The organism is Bradyrhizobium sp. LB13.1 (assembly GCF_054056815.1).
Genome location: NZ_JBSRYQ010000001.1, coordinates 2,345,935 through 2,363,697, shown reverse-complemented (window position 1 = coordinate 2,363,697; position 17,763 = coordinate 2,345,935). Strand labels below are relative to the sequence as shown.

General features: G+C 63.9%; 21 protein-coding genes. 5 read left to right on the top strand and 16 right to left on the bottom strand.

The annotated features are described in order from the left end of the window. The first annotated feature begins 83 nt into the window (after positions 1-83). Together ACVWYI_RS11170 and ACVWYI_RS11165 are read left to right on the top strand one after the other, a co-directional pair. Complete coding sequence (locus ACVWYI_RS11170) at positions 84-341, top strand: hypothetical protein (RefSeq protein WP_247347974.1); 258 nt, start codon at positions 84-86, stop codon at positions 339-341. Positions 342-434: 93 nt separating this feature from the next. Continuing rightward, positions 435-680 carry a hypothetical protein gene (locus ACVWYI_RS11165; protein WP_247347973.1) on the top strand — a complete coding sequence of 82 codons (246 nt, stop codon included), beginning with the start codon at positions 435-437 and terminating at the stop codon, positions 678-680. 134 nt (positions 681-814) lie between these two features. Here the strand turns inward: ACVWYI_RS11165 and ACVWYI_RS11160 are convergent, their stop codons facing one another. Together ACVWYI_RS11160 and ACVWYI_RS11155 are read right to left on the bottom strand one after the other, a co-directional pair. After that, positions 815-1,021, bottom strand: coding sequence for a hypothetical protein (locus tag ACVWYI_RS11160; RefSeq protein ID WP_456661994.1), 207 nt, complete (start codon positions 1,019-1,021; stop codon positions 815-817). Positions 1,022-1,039: 18 nt separating this feature from the next. Further along, positions 1,040-1,261 carry a hypothetical protein gene (locus ACVWYI_RS11155; RefSeq protein ID WP_456664505.1) on the bottom strand — a complete coding sequence of 74 codons (222 nt, stop codon included), beginning with the start codon at positions 1,259-1,261 and terminating at the stop codon, positions 1,040-1,042. A gap of 116 nt (positions 1,262-1,377) precedes the next feature. Between ACVWYI_RS11155 and ACVWYI_RS11150 the strand changes: the two genes are divergently transcribed. Continuing rightward, positions 1,378-1,572, top strand: a complete 195-nt coding sequence (locus ACVWYI_RS11150; RefSeq protein WP_247327823.1) for a DUF3072 domain-containing protein — start codon at positions 1,378-1,380, stop codon at positions 1,570-1,572. A gap of 87 nt (positions 1,573-1,659) precedes the next feature. Further along, on the top strand, positions 1,660-1,986 hold the full coding sequence (locus ACVWYI_RS11145) for a DUF6496 domain-containing protein (protein WP_456661993.1): 327 nt from the start codon (positions 1,660-1,662) through the stop codon (positions 1,984-1,986). A gap of 6 nt (positions 1,987-1,992) precedes the next feature. Here ACVWYI_RS11145 and ACVWYI_RS11140 read toward each other — a convergent pair whose 3' ends face one another. From ACVWYI_RS11140 to ACVWYI_RS11085, 12 genes are all read right to left on the bottom strand, one after another. Then, on the bottom strand, positions 1,993-2,373 hold the full coding sequence (locus tag ACVWYI_RS11140) for a hypothetical protein (RefSeq protein WP_456661992.1): 381 nt from the start codon (positions 2,371-2,373) through the stop codon (positions 1,993-1,995). 272 nt (positions 2,374-2,645) lie between these two features. Beyond that, positions 2,646-4,181: a Do family serine endopeptidase gene (locus ACVWYI_RS11135; RefSeq protein WP_354107702.1), complete on the bottom strand. Its 1,536-nt coding sequence runs from the start codon at positions 4,179-4,181 to the stop codon at positions 2,646-2,648. A 117-nt stretch (positions 4,182-4,298) separates the two neighbouring features. After that, entirely contained in the window at positions 4,299-4,511 is a 213-nt protein-coding gene (locus ACVWYI_RS11130) for a hypothetical protein (RefSeq protein ID WP_354045930.1), read from the bottom strand. Between the two features lie 182 nt (positions 4,512-4,693). After that, entirely contained in the window at positions 4,694-6,550 is a 1,857-nt protein-coding gene (locus ACVWYI_RS11125) for a putative bifunctional diguanylate cyclase/phosphodiesterase (RefSeq protein WP_456661991.1), read from the bottom strand. Between the two features lie 278 nt (positions 6,551-6,828). Further along, a complete protein-coding gene (gene rpe / locus ACVWYI_RS11120) occupies positions 6,829-7,566 on the bottom strand; it encodes a ribulose-phosphate 3-epimerase (RefSeq protein ID WP_456661990.1) in 738 nt (245 codons plus the stop codon). Continuing rightward, a complete protein-coding gene (cbbX, locus tag ACVWYI_RS11115; protein WP_456661989.1) occupies positions 7,563-8,498 on the bottom strand; it encodes a CbbX protein in 936 nt (311 codons plus the stop codon). Before cbbX ends, rpe begins: the two co-directional genes overlap by 4 nt. A gap of 99 nt (positions 8,499-8,597) precedes the next feature. After that, on the bottom strand, positions 8,598-9,005 hold the full coding sequence (locus ACVWYI_RS11110; RefSeq protein ID WP_456661988.1) for a ribulose bisphosphate carboxylase small subunit: 408 nt from the start codon (positions 9,003-9,005) through the stop codon (positions 8,598-8,600). A gap of 11 nt (positions 9,006-9,016) precedes the next feature. Then, the gene (locus tag ACVWYI_RS11105) at positions 9,017-10,477 is read right to left on the bottom strand and encodes a form I ribulose bisphosphate carboxylase large subunit (protein ID WP_247347957.1); all 1,461 of its coding nucleotides are present in this window, start codon (positions 10,475-10,477) and stop codon (positions 9,017-9,019) included. Positions 10,478-10,510: 33 nt separating this feature from the next. Then, positions 10,511-11,596, bottom strand: a complete 1,086-nt coding sequence (gene fba / locus ACVWYI_RS11100; RefSeq protein ID WP_456661987.1) for a class II fructose-bisphosphate aldolase — start codon at positions 11,594-11,596, stop codon at positions 10,511-10,513. Positions 11,597-11,610: 14 nt separating this feature from the next. Further along, positions 11,611-13,632, bottom strand: coding sequence for a transketolase (gene tkt, locus ACVWYI_RS11095; RefSeq protein ID WP_456661986.1), 2,022 nt, complete (start codon positions 13,630-13,632; stop codon positions 11,611-11,613). A 16-nt stretch (positions 13,633-13,648) separates the two neighbouring features. Continuing rightward, the gene (locus ACVWYI_RS11090) at positions 13,649-14,524 is read right to left on the bottom strand and encodes a phosphoribulokinase (protein ID WP_063993396.1); all 876 of its coding nucleotides are present in this window, start codon (positions 14,522-14,524) and stop codon (positions 13,649-13,651) included. A gap of 12 nt (positions 14,525-14,536) precedes the next feature. Continuing rightward, positions 14,537-15,574 carry a class 1 fructose-bisphosphatase gene (locus tag ACVWYI_RS11085; RefSeq protein ID WP_456661985.1) on the bottom strand — a complete coding sequence of 346 codons (1,038 nt, stop codon included), beginning with the start codon at positions 15,572-15,574 and terminating at the stop codon, positions 14,537-14,539. 119 nt (positions 15,575-15,693) lie between these two features. On the opposite strand from ACVWYI_RS11085, the gene ACVWYI_RS11080 reads away from it, so the two are divergent. Further along, positions 15,694-16,668, top strand: coding sequence for a LysR family transcriptional regulator (locus ACVWYI_RS11080; protein WP_456661984.1), 975 nt, complete (start codon positions 15,694-15,696; stop codon positions 16,666-16,668). Between the two features lie 248 nt (positions 16,669-16,916). On the opposite strand, the gene ACVWYI_RS11075 is transcribed toward ACVWYI_RS11080, so the two are convergent. Then, positions 16,917-17,126, bottom strand: coding sequence for a hypothetical protein (locus tag ACVWYI_RS11075; protein ID WP_247347946.1), 210 nt, complete (start codon positions 17,124-17,126; stop codon positions 16,917-16,919). 138 nt (positions 17,127-17,264) lie between these two features. Beyond that, positions 17,265-17,684, bottom strand: a complete 420-nt coding sequence (locus ACVWYI_RS11070) for a DUF4118 domain-containing protein (RefSeq protein WP_354107694.1) — start codon at positions 17,682-17,684, stop codon at positions 17,265-17,267. Positions 17,685-17,763: the final 79 nt, after the last annotated feature.

Genomic DNA, 17,763 nt, shown 5'->3' with positions numbered 1-17,763 from the left:
TGAAGCGGGCAATGACAATTCCTTCATTCGGATGGAACCGGCGAGCGTCGCAGGCGTTGCATGCGAGATCGGGATAGAGTTCCATGCGCACGAAAAAGTCGTCGGACCTGATCTCTCCCAGCGGCCTCGTCAAGCTGATGACGCATGCGATGATGGGCGCAGCCCTCGGCCTCGCTTTCAGCCTCGTGCTCGTTCTGACCAATCCAGCCGTCGCCAACCTGCTCAGCCACGGCGGAAGCCAGGCCGCTGTCGCTTTCGCCCTCACATTGGCGACGACATTCGCGATCGGCGCGACACTCACCGGCGTCGTCTTCATCCTCGCAGAGGACAAGGAATCTTGAAGTGTGCGTGATGCAGCGGAGCTCCTGTGTTCGGAACTCCTGTGACCGAGCGCGGTTGGCTGCCTGCGTCAATTCAACTCAGGGAGTTCCCCCATGAAGACAACCAAGCTCGCCCTCGCCGTGATGTTGGCAACCGGCCTCGCCGCCGCGCCGTTCGCCGTGCAGGCAAAGTCGCACAAGGCGAAACATGGATCCTCCATGTCGTCGTCGCAGACCACGGGCGCCAACACCAAATCCTCCAAGGGCGCCGATCCCTCCGGTCAGGGCGGCTCCGGCCCCGGCTCCGACCAGGGCGGCACCATGACGCACAACAAGGGTGGCATGAGCAACACCAAGTAGCTGCTCGGCGAAATTCAAGGAGGCCCCGCCATCGCGGGGCCTTTTTGCTTTGCGGGTTCGGCTGAACCCTTCTCAGGCCGCTTCGCCAACCTCCGGCATCGACAAGCCCGCATGTCGCCCTGCGCGCGTACGCTTCAACGACGGCCGCCGGTGAGGTCGGGATGACAGCCCGCACGATCTGATTTCACGAGATGATCGAGCTGTTCGCTCTTGCGCACGATCAGGAGCTGGGCCGCGGCGTCGTCGAGCCCCTCGCGTTGCAGCTGCCGGATGGCCGAGCCCAGTTCGAGAATCTCGGCGCGCAGTCTCAAGATCCGGTACGTCGCCGGGTCTTCTTCCACGGCACACTCCCAAAGCTCTCAATGGCGCGCGATAGCACGCACGGGATTGCCGGCTTTCTTCGCGGAACGAAGGCGCATCCTGTCGCGGACATCCGGCAGGACATCGCCGCCACCTGCAGCCTTCCATTCGCCGATCAGAAGATTGATTTTCCAGCGCAGATCCATCTGCGCCAGGGCCTTCTCCGTGCAGTCGCGATCACGGTCGACGAACTCGCGCACGGACGCCTCGACATCGGCCATTTCTAGCCTCAACACACTGATTTTGCGTCGAATTTCATTAATTCTGTTGTCCATGACTTGTTAGAACAAAATAAGAACATATAGTCAAGTCACGATTTCAGGTCCGGAGAAGCGACATGCAGGTTCAGGGTAAATACGATGCCAGGGCTTTCCTCACCGAGCAGATGACCCGGACACAGGGCCTCAGGCTGAAACGGCTCAGCGAAGAGGCCTATCAACCCGCGCAATATGCGCGGGACCTGTCCTCCAGTGAGGCAGCACGGCGCATCCAGGTGCTGGAAGCGGAGATCGAGCTGGCGAATTCGTTCTAGGCTACCCGCTCAATCCAGGACGTTGCGTGCCCGCTTTCGGAACCATGCCTGTCGCGGATGGTTCTCCCCGGCCAAGGGAGAACATGCATGGCACGCAAGGCAAAGAAGCGCCGCTACTCGCGCAGCTCCGGCAGCGATGTCGAACGCGAGATGAAACGCTACAAGAAGGGCAGCGCGAAGAGCGGACCTGGCGGTCGAGGCGGACGCGTGAAGAGCCGCAAGCAGGCAATCGCGATCGGCCTGTCGAAGGCACGCAAGAAGGGCAAGAAGGTCCCGAAGAAGGCCGCGAAAAAGACCTCCAAGAAGAAGACCTCCAAGAAGACGAAGAAGACTTCGAAGAAAACGTCCAGGAAAACGTCGAAGAAAACGTCGAAGAAAACGTCGAAGCGCAAATCCTCCAAACGGTCGCGCTGAACTCTGTCAGGTCATGCTGCCCGGCATGAAGCAGCGGATCGAAACGCCAAACGCGGTCTTCACCGGCCACACCATGGTTCGGCCGGCCCGGTTCGGCTCGGTGATCACGGCTTCGTCCGGGACCTCCACCCACTCCCCGTCGAGCCGCACCCGATAATGCCCGTTGTGCGAGTCCCAGTCGGGATCGGCGACGGCAAACCCATCCGCATCCGAGCAGCACGGACCGAGATGGCTGCGCAGGCCGTCGAACCACGGCTTGAGGGGTGAGTCCGCGTAGCGGCCGTCGTCGCGCCCGAGAGCGTTTCCACCCCACAGCACGAATGGCGCCACGAGCAGCGCAGTCCTCAGCGAGAGCTTCAATCGATCCGAGAGCTTCAATCGATCCATGTCGGCACCGATCAAATGCGAACTGCCGGCCAGCTAGCTCAGCGGCGGCAAGTTCGAAGTTCCACGCTTGCAATCGTCCCGGCGGCTTCATTGCCGCCGACTCCATACGAGATCCGCAATTGTGATGAGCGAACACGGCTTTTTCGGACGAACCGGGTCATCCTCTCTGCCGTTAACGAGAATGTTATCGGCGGCCATCCGGAATCCTGAAGGCAAACAGGAAAGGCGGCCCGTGGGCCGCCTTTTTGGATTTGCGCGGATCGCCGTTCGACTTATGCGAGCGGCACCGCGACGAATCGGGTCGCCTGCGCGTTTCTGATCTGCAGCAGCACGCTGCGCTTGCCGGACGATTTCGCCTGCGCCAGCTCCGAACGGACATCACCGATATTGGCGACGGCCTTGCCGCCGACGTTGAGGATGACGTCGCCGGTCTGGATGCCGCGCTGCGCGGCCGGCCCTTGCGGATCGACTTCAGTGACGACGACGCCCTTCTGGCCGGCGCCCTGGACGTCGCCGGCCGGAGCCAGGCTGAGCCCGAGACGCGGCGTGCCGGCATCCGGCTGCGCCTTGCCCTCGTCGGCCTTAGCCTGCCGCTCGTTCGGCAATTCGCCGAGCACCAGCGTCACCGTCTTGCTGTCGCCCTTGTGGACGACATCGAGCTTCACGGACGTGCCCGGTGCAAGCGTAGCGATAGTGCGGGCGAGATCGCGGGAGTCCTTGATCGCGGTGCCGTTGACGGCGGTGATGACGTCGCCCGCCTCGATGCCCGCCTTCGCTGCCGGGCTAGCGTCCTGCGGATTGTCCACGATCGCGCCGCGCGCCTCCTTGAGGCCGAGGCTGTCGGCGATATCCGATGTCACCGGCTGCACCTGCACGCCGAGCCAGCCGCGTGTCACCGCACCCTTGTCCTTCAACTGTGCGACGACGAGCTTTGCGGTCGAAGCCGGAATGTCGAAGCCGATGCCGACCGAGCCGCCGGAGGGCGAGAAGATCGCGGTGTTCACGCCAATCACGTTGCCGTTCATGTCGAACGCCGGACCGCCGGAATTGCCCTTGTTGATCGGTGCATCGATCTGGATGAAATCGTCATAGGGACCGTTGCCGATGTCGCGGCCGCTGGCCGAGACGATGCCGGCGGTCACGGTGCCGCCGAGGCCGAAGGGATTGCCGACCGCGACCACCCAGTCGCCGATGCGCGGCTTCTGGTCGGAGAATTTGACGAACGGAAAATCCTTCTTGCCCTCGACCTTGATCAGCGCGAGATCGGTCTTCGGATCGGTGCCGACCACCTTCGCGGTATAGGTCTGGCCGTCATCCATCGTCACCTGCACCGACTCAGCGTGGTCGACGACGTGGTTGTTGGTCACGGCATAGCCGTCGGCGGAGATGAAGAAGCCGGAGCCCTCACCCGTGATAGTCTGGTGGCGCTGGCGCGGCATGCCGTTCATGCCACCCGGACCACCGAAGCCGAATTGCCGTGAGAATTGGTCGAACGGCGTCGCCTCGTCCGAATCCATCCGGTTCTGTTGCAGCATCGCGCTCTTCTCGCTGTCCTGGTCGATTTTGACCCGCACCGAGATGACGGCGGATTTGACCTTGCTGACGAGATCGCCGAAGCCCTGCGGTGTCGTGGCGGTCTCCGCGGCCTGGGCGGGCGCAATGAAGGAGGTCGCGCTGAACGGCGAAGAGCCGGGAGCAGTCGCCAGCACGGCCAGGCCAAGCGCGGCCACGGTGCCGAGCAGCGCGAGCCGGCGCGGCCTCAGTATCTTGCGGGACGTGGTGGTGTCGGAATTGACGCGATCGTTCATGTCGATATGTCCATGTTGGGTAAGTCGCCTTGCACCCAACATGGTGGTCGCCACCTTACGGCGTCCCGTCCACGCGATTAAATCTTGGCAAAGAAGACACGGAGGCCGGACGAAATGTCACGCCGCGGCAGGCCTCTCCCACGCCGTGGCCGCGACAGCGTCCTCGTCATGTTGCGCATTGCACGCATCGTAATGTGCCTTGAGCTCGACTTCGGCGAGATATTCAAAATGTTCAGCCTGGCCGAGCAGTTCCCAGTTCTGGAGCGGCCGGTAGGCGGCCTGCTGACGACAGAGGGACGCCAGCGCGCGGTAACGACGTACGTTCTCCATGAGAGCCTCCCTCGCGTTCACAGGGGTTATGGCCCTTATTTGCGTCAGGGCGATGGCGGTCGTGCAAAACATTTGCTGCGCCCGCAGCGCGCCCGGCTCGGTTGCGTCTAGGAAATACGTATTCGAGCGAAAGTTCCAATCAGCGCGGACTTGACGCTCGAAATCCTGTCGCAGGCCAACGGCTAGGCGTAGAGGCGCCGCTCCACGGTCACGCCGACGACGTCGAGATAGCGCTCGATCAATTCGGGCCGGCCGATGAGATAGCCCTGCATCTCCTCGCAGGCCTCGCGCGCCAGGAAGGCGCGCTGCGCTTCCGTTTCCACCCCCTCGGCGACGACCGGGATATGCAGGGCGTGCGCGAGGCTCACAACCGCGCGGACGATCTCGGCCGATTGCGGGCTCGCCTCGAGATTGGAGATGAAGCTGCGATCGATCTTGATCTTGTCGAACGGGAATGACTGGAGATAGGACAGTGAGGAGTAGCCGGTGCCGAAATCGTCCATCGCGATGCGGATGCCGAGCGCCTTCAACCGCCGCAGCAGATTGAGCGCGCGGGTGAAATCGCCGATCAGCACCCCCTCGGTGATCTCGACCTCGAGCCGCATCGGCGAGAGCCCGGTCTCAAGCAGGATCTGATGGATCGAGCCTTCGAGGTCGCCGGCCTGGAACTGGACCGGCGACAGATTGACCGCCACCTGCAACGGCCGCGGCCACGACGCCGCCTCGCGGCACGCTTCGCGCAAGACCCACTCGCCGATCTGGATGATCAGACCATTCTCCTCGGCAAGTGGAATGAACTGGTCGGGCGGCACAAAGCCCCGCGTTGGGTGGTTCCAGCGCAGCAGCGCCTCGAAGCCGATGACCTCGCCGTTGATCCGCGCCTGCGGTTGGAAATAGACGAAGAGCTGGTTCTGCTCCACCGCCTGCCGCAGGTCGTGCAACAGCAACCTGCGGTCGCGCAGCTCCCGGTCCATCTCGGACTCGAAGAAGCGGACCGTACCCCTGCCCTCGCGCTTGGCGCGATAGAGCGCGGAATCGGCATTTGCGAGCAGCGTGGCCGCATCCACGCCGTCATCCGGGTAGAGCGCGATGCCGACACTTAAGCCGACATGGGAGAGATAATCGTCGACCTCGAGCTCGTTACCGATCGCCTCGACGAGGCGCTCGCCGAGCGTCAGCACCTCTTCGCGGCAGACATCGTCCGGCACCAGGATCATGAATTCGTCGCCGCCGATGCGGGCGACGAAGGCGCCATCGGCTTCCGCTGCAAGACGCTCGGCCGCCGCGCGCATCAACATGTCGCCGACGGGATGGCCGAACACGTCGTTGACTTCCTTGAAGCGGTCGAGATCGAGGCTGAGCACCGCAAAACTGGTCGACGCCTCCTGCGCCCGTTCCAGCCGCTCGCTCAGCGCCGCATTGAACGCGCTGCGGTTCGGCAGATCGGTCAAGGCATCGTGACGCGCGAGATGGCTGATCCGTTCCTGAGTGGTGATGTGCTCGGTGACGTCCTCGATGACGCCAACCAGATATTGCGGATCGCCCGCGCGGTCCGTGATCAGCATCTTGCGCGAATTGACGACGCGATCGTGGCCCTTGACGCCGACTTCGAGCAGATGCTCCTCGAGGAACATCGGCATGCCGCTAGCGACGACGCGACGATCCTGCTCGTTGACCATTCGGGCGACGTCGGCCGGAAAAATCTCCTCAGGCGTCCGGCCCAGCATCTGTTCGCGCGGCACGCCGTAATAGTCCTCGCCGGCGCGGTTGAGCAGGATATAGCGCGAATCCCTGGCGCACTTCGCAAACACGGCGATCGGGATATTCTCGACGATGGTGTCGAGGAACTCCTGGGTCCGCAACAAATCCTGCTCGACCTCGTCATGCGTGTGTGCTCGCGCGTCGGTCATTCGCTGGCGTTCGCGGTCGCTCGCCTCATAGGCAGCGCTGACGAGTTCGCCCAGCTTGGCAAGATCGACCTGTCCGGTCGCGTGGGTGGCGCAGTGGAGCTGCTCGGCGAACAAGCGATGCATGCTCATGCCATTGCTCCCCGCCGCGTGCAGGCCTCATGCCCGCAGGTATCTTCGATCCGCATCCCCGCGCTCTCTCAGCGTTTCCAACCGCAGATTGCGACCCATAGCATTGCACGGGCGTTAATCGAACATTTGTCTCAGGCGCGTTGGTTACCCCAACCTGAAACGAGCTGATCATTTTGTGCGTCATCCTCCGTATTTCTCCGAAAGAAAGTGGCACGCCTTGGTACAACCAGGCCGGCGCCCAGGCCGGCGCCGGCTCGGCCCCGCCTGTATACCGTATTCTACCGGATGAGCGCCGTCTCGCGGAGACGAGCCGGCCTTCCGGAGACATCCTGCAACTTCGGAACTCTGCCGCCCTCCGCCGCGCCGCGAATGGCCGCGATGTTCGCGGCATAGTCCGCGCTGCTCTTGCCGCGAAACACAGCAGAACCCGCCACAAGCGTATCGGCGCCCGCAGCGGTCACGGCAGCGGCATTGTCGCGCGTGATGCCGCCGTCAACCTCGAGCCGGATCGGACGGTCGCCGATCATGCTTCGAATGCGCCTGATCTTCTCGAACTGGGACTCGAGGAAGGACTGGCCGCCAAAGCCCGGATTGACAGTCATCACCAGCACGAGATCGACACGATCGATCACGTATTCGATCACGGCTTCCGGCGTCGCCGGACAGAGGCTGACGCCGGCTTTCTTGCCGAGCGCGCGGATGGCCTGGAGCGAGCGGTCGAGATGGACGCCGGCTTCGGCATGCACCGTGATGACATCCGCACCGGCCTTCGCGAACGCTTCGAGATAGGGATCGGCCGGCGCGATCATCAGATGAACGTCAAAAATCTTCGCCGTCAGCGGCCGGATCGCCTTGATGACGTCGGCGCCGTAACTGATGTTCGGGACGAAATGCCCGTCCATGACGTCGCAATGAATCCAGTCGGCGCCCGCCGCGTCGATCGCAGCGATCTCCTCGCCGAGGCGCGCGAAATCCGCGGCCAGGATCGAAGGCGCGATGAGGATTTCTCTCGTCATGACTTCGCACTCCTCTGCGCGTCCGCACCGCCGCTGAAGACGCGGCTCGCCAGGACGTCCATGGGATCGATCGTTTCGAGGTCGGCGATATCGAGCATGCGGTCGAGATCGGACACCAGGCGATCCGCCTGCCGCAGCCGGATGCGGTCGACGGCGTTGCGGATCGAGCGCGCATTGGAGAAGAACGGCTGGGTCCGGCGCAGCGCGATGTACTTCTCGAAAGCTTCACGCGCCGCCGCCGAGAAGCGATAGCCGCGCTCCCTCAGCATCAACTCGGCAATGACGAGAAGCTCTTCCTCCGCATAGTCCGGGAAATCGATGTGGTGCGCAATGCGCGAGCGGAAGCCGGGATTGGAGGCAAAGAAGCTCGTCATACGCTCGCCATAGCCGGCAAGGATGACGACGAGGTCCTCGCGCTGGTTCTCCATCACCTGGAGCAGAATCTCGATCGCCTCCTGGCCGTAGTCGCGTTCGTTGTCGGGGCGATGCAGATAATAGGCCTCGTCGATGAACAGCACGCCGCCCATCGCCTTCTTCAGGATCTCCTTGGTCTTCGGCGCGGTGTGGCCGATATACTGGCCAACGAGATCGTCGCGCGTCACCGAGATCACCTGCCCGCGCCGCACGAAGCCGAGGCCGTGGAGGATCTTGGCCATGCGAAGCGCGACCGTCGTCTTGCCGGTGCCGGGATTGCCTGTGAACGACATGTGCAGCGTCGGCGGCGACGAAGCCAGTCCCGCACGCTGCCGGATGCGTTCGATCAGCAGGAGCGACGCGATCTGGCGCACCCGGTTCTTCACCGGTTTCAATCCGATCAGCTCCTGCTCGAGCTGTTGCAGCGTGCCGGTGATGCCGGCTGCTTCGGCCTCCTTGCGGAGATCGAAATTGGTCTCGCCGGGCTCAGTGGTCATTACGTGGGGAACATCCAGCATCGGCACCTCGAAGAAAAGGGCTTCGCCGCGGGGGGAGCGGCGAAGCAGTGGTCCGCCAAGGAAACGGAGCAGGGAGTGCTCCGCGCGGAGGAGAATGATTTAGGTTTGCGCGTGCGCGGCCGGCCGGCGCACGGTGGTGTAGCGGATCGCGCGTCCCCCCACCTCCTGCCGCACCAGCTCGAACTCGGCCTCCTGCGGCGGGCGGTTGACGAGGAACGAGATCCGCACCGATTCCCAACCAGGGCTGGAGTCGAAGCCGCTGAGGCGGATGTAACGGTCGCCATACACTCTGCGGCATTCGGCGAGCTCCATCATCACGCCGGCGGCGTCCTGGAGATCGAACATGGGCAGACCCCACATCTCCCAATAGGTGTTGCGGGGATGCGGATCGTCGGTGAACTCGATGTTCACCGCCCAGCCTTTGGTCAGGCAATATTGCACCTGCTTGGTGATCTGGTCGTCGGTCAGATCGGGCAGGAATGAGAAGCAGCCTTGGGTCAGCTTCATGTCAAGTCTCCTCAAACGGTTTCGAGCGCGGTCGGCACGAAGTCCGGCGTGTCGGTGGATTGATAATTGAAGGAGACGTCCTTCCAGACCTCGAGCGCAGCTTTCAGCGGCGTGCAAGTCTCGGCCGCCCTGGCCAGGATCTCCGGACCTTCATGGACGTAGTCGCGACCCTCGTTGCGGGCGAGGATCATCGCTTCCAGCGCCACGCGGTTAGCGATCGCGCCGGCCGCGATGCCCATGGGATGGCCGATGGTACCGCCGCCGAATTGCAGCACGACATCCTCGCCGAGGAGATCGAGCAGCTGGTGCATCTGGCCGGCATGGATGCCGCCGGAGGCGACCGGCATCATCTTGTTCAGGCTCGCCCAGGACTGGTCAAAGAACAGGCCGTGTTCGAGCTTGGTCGGGTTGAAGTCTTCGCGGCAGACATCGTAATAGCCACGCGTGGTGTTCGGATCGCCTTCGAGCTTGCCGACCACGGTGCCGGCATGGATGTGGTCGACGCCCGCGAGCCGCATCCATTTGGCGATGACGCGGAACGACACGCCGTGGCTCTTCTGCCGCGTATAGGTCGAGTGACCGGCGCGATGCAGATGCAGGATCATGTCATTGCGCCGCGCCCATTTCGCCATGGACTGGATCGCGGTGTAGCCGATCACGAGGTCGATCATGACGATGCACGACCCGAGTTCCTTCGCGAACTCGGCGCGCTCGTACATGTCCTCCATCGTTCCCGCGGTGATGTTCAGGTAGGTGCCCTTCGCCTCACCGGAGGCCGCCTGTGCCCGGTTCACCGCTTCCATGCAGTAGAGGAAACGGTCGCGCCAGTGCATGAAGGGCTGCGAGTTGATGTTCTCGTCATCCTTGGTGAAGTCGAGCCCGCCCTTCAGCGCTTCGTAGACCACGCGGCCGTAATTGCGGCCCGAGAGGCCGAGCTTGGGCTTGACGGTCGCGCCCAGCAGCGGCCGGCCGAACTTGTCGAGCCGCTCCCGCTCGACCACGATACCCGTCGCCGGTCCCTGGAACGTCTTCACATAAGCGACTGGGAAACGCATGTCCTCCAGCCGCAACGCCTTCAGCGGCTTGAAGCCGAACACATTGCCGATGATCGATGCCGAGAGGTTGGCGATCGAGCCCGGCTCGAACAGGTCGAGGTCATAGGCGATGTAGGCGAAATACGAGCCCGGCGTGCCCGGCACCGGATCGACGCGGTAACATTTTGCGCGATACTTTTCGGCGGCGGTCAGGCGATCGGTCCACACCACCGTCCAGGTCGCGGTCGAGGATTCACCGGCGACTGCGGCCGAAGCCTCGATCGGGTCGACGCCCTCCTGCGGCGTGACGCGGAACAGCGCGATGACATCGGTGTCCTTCGGCACATAGTCGGGCTCCCAATAGCCCATGCGCTTGTATTCCATCACGCCAGAGCGATATCTTTCCTTGCCGCGGACGGTTCCTGCGTGTGCATTCATGGCTCTCTCCTGCTCTTCTCTCTCTCTGAATGATTAGGCCGCGACGGGCTCGCGGGCGTCGACGCTCGGATCGAGTTCGCCGGCGCGGTAGCGCCGCGCCATCTCGCTCAAGGGAATGACCTTGATCTGGCTCGCGTGTCCCGCGGTGCCGAACTGCTCGAAGCGGTCGCGGCAGAGCTCGCGCATCGCGTCCATCGCGGGCTTGAGGAATTTGCGTGGATCGAACTCGGATCGTGTTTGCGCTGCAACTTTGCGAAACACCGCGGTCATCGCCAGCCGGCAGTCGGTGTCGATATTGACCTTGCGCACGCCGCTCTTGATGCCGCGGACGATCTCCTCAACCGGCACGCCCCAGGTCTGCGGCATCTCGCCGCCGAACTCGTTGAACATGTCCTGGAGCGGCTGCGGCACCGAGGAAGAGCCGTGCATCACGAGATGCGTGTTCGGCAGCCGGCGATGAATCTCCTCGACCACCCGCATCGCCAGGATGTCACCGTCCGGCTTGCGGCTGAACTTGTAGGCGCCGTGCGAGGTGCCCATCGCGATCGCGAGCGCATCGACCTTGGTGGCGCGGACGAAGTCGACCGCCTGGTCGGGATCGGTCAGCAACTGGTCGTGGCTGACTTTGCCCTCGACGCCGTGACCATCCTCCTGCTCGCCGCCGCCATGCTCGAGCGAGCCGAGCACGCCGAGCTCGCCTTCGACGGAGGCACCGATCCAATGCGCGAGATCGACGACGCGGCGGGTGATCGCGACGTTGTAGTCGTAATCGGCCGCGGTCTTGGCGTCGGCCTCGAGCGAGCCGTCCATCATCACCGAGGTGAAACCATGGGCGATCGCGGATGCACAGGTCGCCTCGTCGTTGCCATGGTCCTGGTGCATGCAGAGCGGGATGTCTGGATAGGTTCGCTCCAGCGCGTCGATCATGTGCGAGAGCATGATGTCGCCGGCATAGCTGCGCGCGCCGCGCGAAGCCTGGATGATGACCGGCGCATCGACCTCGGCCGCCGCCTGCATGATCGCAATGCCCTGCTCCATGTTGTTGATGTTGAATGCCGGCACGGCGTAACCGTGGTTGGCGGCGTGATCGAGCAGTTGGCGAAGGGTGATACGGGCCACGACAGTTCCTCCTGTTATTGCTTGCCTGTGCGGGCAATCGCCCGCCGGGCGGCTTCCGCAATGCTTTGCGGCGTGATGCCGAACTCGCGGTAGAGCACCGGGGCCGGCGCCGAAGCACCGAAGCCGCGCATGCCGACGAACTCGCCCTCAGAGCCGATCCAGCGATGCCACTCGCCGGCGACTGCCGCCTCGATGCCCACTCGTGGCACAGTGCCGAGCACGGCAGCGCGGTAGTCCTCCGGCTGCTCCTCGAACAACGCGAAGCAGGGAGCGGAGACCACGGCCGCGCGGACGTGCTCGGTGGCCAGCAGGCGAGCCGCTTCCAGCGCGATGGACACTTCCGAACCTGTTGCGATGAGCGTCACGTCGCGGCCGCCGTCGGGCGAAACGATGAGATAGGCGCCCCGTGCGACGCGGTTTCTACCGCGGACATCGCTGCGGAAGGTCGGCAGCGCCTGACGCGACAGGCACAGCACGGAGGGGCGATTTTTGGATTCGAGCGCGCAATCCCATGCTTCCAGAGTCTCCACCGCGTCGGCCGGACGGAACACGAGCAAGTTCGGAATGACGCGGAGCGCTGCGAGATGCTCGACCGGTTGGTGCGTGGGGCCGTCCTCACCCAGGCCGATGGAATCGTGGGTCATCACATGAATGACGCGGATCCGCATCAAGGCCGCAAGGCGGATCGCCGGACGGCTGTAATCGGAGAAGGCGAGGAAGGTGCCACCATAGGGAATGAAGCCGCCGTGCAGCGCGAGGCCGTTCATTGCGGCCGCCATGCCATGCTCGCGAATGCCGTAATGGATGTAATCGCCGGCGAACGCATCGCGCTTCACCGGAGCCTGCGCCTTGGCATGCGTCAGGTTCGAATGCGTCAGGTCTGCGGAGCCGCCGACCAACCCGGGGATCGTCCCGGCGATGCCGTCGAGCACTTGTTGCGAGGCCTGCCGCGTCGCGAGCTTGGGACGCTCGCTGGCAAAGCGTTCGCGTAATTTCGCCAAGGCCTGGGCATAGGCGTTCGGCAGGGCAACCGCCTTGCCCGCGACAAACACGTCGCGCTGCTCGGGCGTCGCGCGTTCATAGCGATCGAGCCAGGCGAGACGCTCGACCTGCCCGCGCTGCCCGATCATCCGCCATGCTTTCATGATCGTGACAGGCACCACGAACGGTTGATAGTCCCAGCCGAGCGTTCGCCGTGCTGCCGCCGTCTGTTCAGCACCGAGCGGAGCGCCATGCGCCTTCTCGGTGCCCTGACGATCCGGCGCGCCATAGCCGATGATGGTGCGGCAGGCGATCAGCGAAGGCTTTGCGCTCTCACGCTCCTCCGCAATCGCCTGCGCAACTGCTTCGGGATCGTGCCCGTCGACACGGCGCACCGACCAGCCGGAGGCGGCGAAGCGCGCGAGCTGGTCGTCGGAGGTCGCGAGCGAGGTCGGACCGTCAATGGATATGCCGTTGTCGTCGAATAGCACGATCAGGCGAGACAATTGCAGATGGCCGGCGAGCGAGATCGCTTCCTGGCTGATGCCCTCCATCAGACAGCCGTCACCCGCGATCACATAGGTGAAGTGATCGACGAGGCCTTCGCCGTGCCGCGCATTTGCCATGCGCTCGGCGAGCGCCATGCCGACGGCAGTCGCGATCCCCTGCCCCAGCGGTCCCGTCGTCGTCTCGACGCCCGGCGTGTGGCCATATTCCGGATGGCCCGGCGTCTTGGAGCCCCATTGCCGGAACGCCTTGATGTCGTCGAGGCTGACGTCGCCGCCGGTAAGATGGAGCAGTGCATAGAGCAGCATCGAGCCATGGCCCGCCGACAACACGAAGCGATCGCGGTCCGGCCAATTGGGGTGAGCCGAGTCGAATTTCAGGAAGCGCGAGAACAGCACGGTCGCGACATCGGCCATCCCCATGGGCAGGCCGGGATGACCGGACTGCGAGGTCTCGATGGCGTCGACCGCAAGGAAGCGAACCGCGTTGGCGAGATCGTTGTGCGCGACCGCCGAGAGGTCGGCTTCGGCGTGGACGGAGATGTTCATCGGATTCTCCCCTTGTTCACTTCAGGTTTCGTTTGCGCTCGATGAGCTGCATGATCAGCGGCGTCAGGATCAGCTGCATCGCGAGGTCGAGCTTCGCGCCGGGGCACACGATCGAATTGGCGCGAGACATCCAGCTTTGCGGCAGCATCGAGAGCAGATAGGGGAAGTCGATGCCGCGCGGGTTCTTGAAGCGGATCACGACCATCGATTCGTCCGGCGTCGGGATCCAGCGCGCGATGAACGGATTGGAGGTGTCCACCGTCGGCACGCGCTGGAAGTTGATGTCGGTCTCGGAAAATTGCGGGCAGATATAGTGGATGTAGTCAGGCATCCGCCGCAGAACGGTGTCGGTGACGGCCTCGGTCGAATAGCCTCGCGCACTACGGTCGCGGTGCAGCTTCTGGATCCATTCGAGATTGATGACGGGCACGACACCGATCTTGAGGTCGGCATAACGCGCGACATTGACCTTGTCGGTGACGACGGCGCCATGCAGGCCCTCGTAGAACAGCAGATCGGAGCTCTCCGGCAGCCGTTTCCATTCGGTGAAGGTGCCTGGTGCGGCGCCATGCAGCGCGGATTCCTCGGCGTCGTGGACATAGTGCCGCGTCGTCGCCGTGCCGGTCTCGCCATAGTCGCGGAACGCCCGCTCCAGCTCCTCGAACAGATTGGTCTCGGGACTGAAATGGCTGAAATGCCTGTTGCCGCGATCGGCCTCCTTGGCCATCTGCGTGCGCATCTCCGCGCGATCGTAGCGATGGAAGGCGTCGCCTTCGATGTAGGCGGCGTTGACCTTCTCGCGGAAGAATATCTGTTCGAAGGTCTTCTTGACCGAGGTTGTGCCGGCGCCGGAGGAGCCGGTGATGGAGATGATCGGATGCTTCCTGGACATGGGATGCCTCGCTCACAGTCGGAAGAAGCCGCGCCGCGCGAACAGCGGTGCGGAGACGCTGGCGACCAGCAACGGATCGCAATGCAGTTCCTCGACGCGCTGCACCTCGTTGCTCGAGCCCATGATCAGCGGCACGCGCTGGTGCAGGCTCTGTGCTGAGAGCTCGAGGATGCGCTCGCGCCCGGTCGAAGCAGAGCCGCCGGCCTGCTCGATGATGTAAGCCATCGGGTGCGCCTCGTAGACGAGGCGCAGGCGGCCGTCGCCATAGCCGGGCCGTGCATCGGAGGGATAGAGGAACACGCCGCCGCGGGTGAGGATACGGTAGGCCTCGGCGACCAGCGAACCGATCCAGCGCATGTTGAAATTGTGGTTGGCCGGCCCTTCCACACCGGCGAGGCATTCGTCGACGAAGGCGCGCACCGGCTGTTCCCAATGCCGGCGGTTCGAGGCGTTGATCGCGAACTCCTCGCACGTCTCGGAAATCTGCACGGCGCTGCGCGCGAGACGGAAGCAACCGGACTTGCGGTCGAGCGTGAAGATCTCGACGCCCTCGCCGAGTGTCAGCACCAGCGAGGTCTGCGGACCGTAGGTGACGAACCCCGCCGCAAGCTGCGCCGAGCCGCGCTGATGGAAGGCGAGCGCGAGATCGTCGGGCGCGGGCAGGATCGAGAAGATCGTGCCGACGGTCATGTTGACGTCGATATTGGAGGAGCCGTCGAGCGGATCGATCGCGACGCAGATCTTGGCCTCGCGATCGCCGATCTGCGGTTCGCGCATCTCTTCCGACGCCAGTGCCGCGATCGGCAGCTTGCCGAGGCAGCGGCGCAGGATCGCGTCGGCCTGGACGTCGAGATCGCGCTGGACGTCGCCGTCGCTGTTGCGTCCGGTCGTCAGGCCGGAGGCGTCCGCGAGATCGCCGGTGGCGATCAGATCGGCTATCTCGATCGCGGCCGCGGCAATGGCATCGACTGCGGCCGCCACGGCCAGCGCATGGGGTGCGGTCTCGCAGTACCGTTGAAGGTGGTCGTCCAGCCTGAGTTGCCCTGTCATCTGCGTCCATCCCTTTGCCGGTGCCGCATCCAGTCCCTCCCCGCTGGAGGTCGGTGCGGTCGGTCCCAACAATGAGGAGATTGACAGGGGCGGCTTAATAAGGAAAATTTCTATTCATAATGAGTGCCAAAGAATTATCTTATAATGCCCATTCGGCGGCGGCTCAGCTCCGGCATCTGACGATCCGGCAGCTCCGCTCGCTTGCGGCGCTCTCGGCCAAGGGCAGCGTGACGGCAGCCTCGAGCCAGCTCGGGCTGACGCAGCCGGCGGTGACCCAGCAGCTGCGCCAGCTTCAGGATCTCGCCGGCCTGCCGCTGGTGCAGCGGACCGGCGACGGCATGTTGCTGACGGAGGCGGGCAAGGAGGTGCTGACGCTGGCCGAGCGCGTCGAAGCCGCGATCGCCGACTGCCAGGGCGCGCTCGACCTGCTTGCGGGGCGAACCGGCGGCACCGTCCATCTCGGCGCTGTCTCGACCGCCAAATATTTCGTGCCGCATGCGATCGCGGCATTCTCGAAACGGTATCCGAAGATCGAGATCAAGCTGACCGTCGGCAACCGCGAGGAGATCCGCGAGGCCATGCACGGCTACGACCTCGACTTCGCGGTGATGGGTCGGCCACCGGCCGACGTCAGCGTCGACGTGCGTCAGCTCGGGCGCAATCCGCATATCATCGTCGCGCGCAAGGGACACTGGCTGGAGAAGGATTCCGGCCTCAACCTGACGGACCTCGTGCACGAGACCTTCCTCACCCGCGAGCCCGGCTCGGGCACGCGGACGCTGATGGAAGGCATGTTCCAGAGGTCGGATCTCGAGCCAGTCATCGGCATGGAGATGAGCAGCAATGAGACCATCAAGCAGGCGGTCATCGCCGGGCTCGGCATCGCCTTCATCTCGGCGCACACCGTGGCGCACGAGCTCACCGAGGGCCGGCTCATCGTGCTCGACGTCGCGGGCCTGCCGATCGTGCGGCAATGGTACGTGATACGACGCAGCGACAAGGTGCTGTTGCCGCCGGCGCAGGCGATGTTCGATTTTCTGGGCTCGGAGGGGTCGAACTATCTGCCCGACGTGCCCGAACTCGGCGCGCGATAGCCCGCCGAAATTCAGCCCATCAGCTTCATTGCGACCGTCGCGGCCAGAATGACGATGATCTGGAGCAGGCGCTCGGTCGTGAAGATGCGGTTGAAGGTGGTCATCGCTTGCCCCGGAATATCTCTGTGCGGACGTTGCTAGCATATGCCGGCATCGAGATAACTCCGTAATCGCCACGAGTCCTGTCGCCACCAGTCCTGTCGGCGCGCCAACAGACGTCAGCGCCGGAACTTTCAGGACGTTAACGATCAGGCCGCGAGCTGCGTAGCGTAGTCCATCCGCGCGGCGAAATAGGTTTCCAGCTCCGTCAGCGCCCGCGCTTCCCAATCCCTCGCCTGCTCGAGCAGCGACCAGCTCTGGCCCGGGCGGAATGCAGCGGTCTGGCGATAGAGCGATGCGATCCCGCGGTAGCGGCGCACGTTCTCCAAGATGGCGTGACCGGTTATTTGCCCGTTCATGTCCGAAAACTCCGTCGTCATTCCCGGGGGAGAAATTGCCGCCAAATCTTTTTCGAAAAGTTAGCGCCGCGCGGCAAGCGTCCGAATGGTTTCCGGACTGTTGCGCGCGCGCAACGCCCGCGGCCGTACAATGCCGACCTATTGCGAATTCGTTGCCGCGCTCTCGCCCCGCGGCTTCAACCCGCCGCGGCTGATGATCGCCATCGTCTCGCGGCAGAGGTCGGCAAGGCCGATCACCAGCACTGCGAGCAGGCAGAACAGATTGATGGAATCGGCATGCGCGCCGGTCAGCGAATTGAACTTGAAGAAGGGCGGCATGAACGCCCACCACACCACGGGAATGGTGAGCAGCGCGGCGAACCCCGCCGCCGGCGCGCCCGCGACAATGCCGAGCACGAACAGGCTGGGCAGGAACGCCGCGAAATAGAGTTTTGCGCCGAGCGCGACACAGATGCCCTGGAGCGCAGCCGACATTGCGACAACGACGAATCCAAGCAGAAACGCCTGCCACGACCAAGGCCGTACTCGCGGTACGCCAAACAGCCCCGCACTCCTCATCAGCCTCCCCCTGCCGCCCGTTAACCAGGCCCGCTTGCGACCAAAGTACTACAGCGGCAGGGAAACCGCGAGGTGGAAA

Excerpts from the sequence above, each read along its gene's own strand:
- ACVWYI_RS11125 (WP_456661991.1), bottom strand. The coding sequence starts at position 6,550 with ATGAGCATGCATCGCTTGTTCGCCGAGCAGCTCCACTGCGCCACCCAC.
- ACVWYI_RS11075 (WP_247347946.1), bottom strand. The coding sequence starts at position 17,126 with ATGAACGGGCAAATAACCGGTCACGCCATCTTGGAGAACGTGCGCCGC.
- rpe (WP_456661990.1), bottom strand. The coding sequence starts at position 7,566 with ATGACGAGAGAAATCCTCATCGCGCCTTCGATCCTGGCCGCGGATTTC.
- ACVWYI_RS11170 (WP_247347974.1), top strand. The coding sequence starts at position 84 with ATGCGCACGAAAAAGTCGTCGGACCTGATCTCTCCCAGCGGCCTCGTC.
- ACVWYI_RS11145 (WP_456661993.1), top strand. The coding sequence starts at position 1,660 with ATGGCACGCAAGGCAAAGAAGCGCCGCTACTCGCGCAGCTCCGGCAGC.
- ACVWYI_RS11090 (WP_063993396.1), bottom strand. The coding sequence starts at position 14,524 with ATGTCCAGGAAGCATCCGATCATCTCCATCACCGGCTCCTCCGGCGCC.
- ACVWYI_RS11080 (WP_456661984.1), top strand. The coding sequence starts at position 15,694 with ATGAGTGCCAAAGAATTATCTTATAATGCCCATTCGGCGGCGGCTCAG.
- ACVWYI_RS11105 (WP_247347957.1), bottom strand. The coding sequence starts at position 10,477 with ATGAATGCACACGCAGGAACCGTCCGCGGCAAGGAAAGATATCGCTCT.
- tkt (WP_456661986.1), bottom strand. The coding sequence starts at position 13,632 with ATGAACATCTCCGTCCACGCCGAAGCCGACCTCTCGGCGGTCGCGCAC.
- ACVWYI_RS11085 (WP_456661985.1), bottom strand. The coding sequence starts at position 15,574 with ATGACAGGGCAACTCAGGCTGGACGACCACCTTCAACGGTACTGCGAG.
- cbbX (WP_456661989.1), bottom strand. The coding sequence starts at position 8,498 with ATGCTGGATGTTCCCCACGTAATGACCACTGAGCCCGGCGAGACCAAT.
- ACVWYI_RS11165 (WP_247347973.1), top strand. The coding sequence starts at position 435 with ATGAAGACAACCAAGCTCGCCCTCGCCGTGATGTTGGCAACCGGCCTC.
- ACVWYI_RS11130 (WP_354045930.1), bottom strand. The coding sequence starts at position 4,511 with ATGGAGAACGTACGTCGTTACCGCGCGCTGGCGTCCCTCTGTCGTCAG.
- ACVWYI_RS11140 (WP_456661992.1), bottom strand. The coding sequence starts at position 2,373 with ATGGATCGATTGAAGCTCTCGGATCGATTGAAGCTCTCGCTGAGGACT.
- ACVWYI_RS11135 (WP_354107702.1), bottom strand. The coding sequence starts at position 4,181 with ATGAACGATCGCGTCAATTCCGACACCACCACGTCCCGCAAGATACTG.
- ACVWYI_RS11070 (WP_354107694.1), bottom strand. The coding sequence starts at position 17,684 with ATGAGGAGTGCGGGGCTGTTTGGCGTACCGCGAGTACGGCCTTGGTCG.
- ACVWYI_RS11155 (WP_456664505.1), bottom strand. The coding sequence starts at position 1,261 with ATGGCCGATGTCGAGGCGTCCGTGCGCGAGTTCGTCGACCGTGATCGC.
- ACVWYI_RS11110 (WP_456661988.1), bottom strand. The coding sequence starts at position 9,005 with ATGAAGCTGACCCAAGGCTGCTTCTCATTCCTGCCCGATCTGACCGAC.
- ACVWYI_RS11150 (WP_247327823.1), top strand. The coding sequence starts at position 1,378 with ATGCAGGTTCAGGGTAAATACGATGCCAGGGCTTTCCTCACCGAGCAG.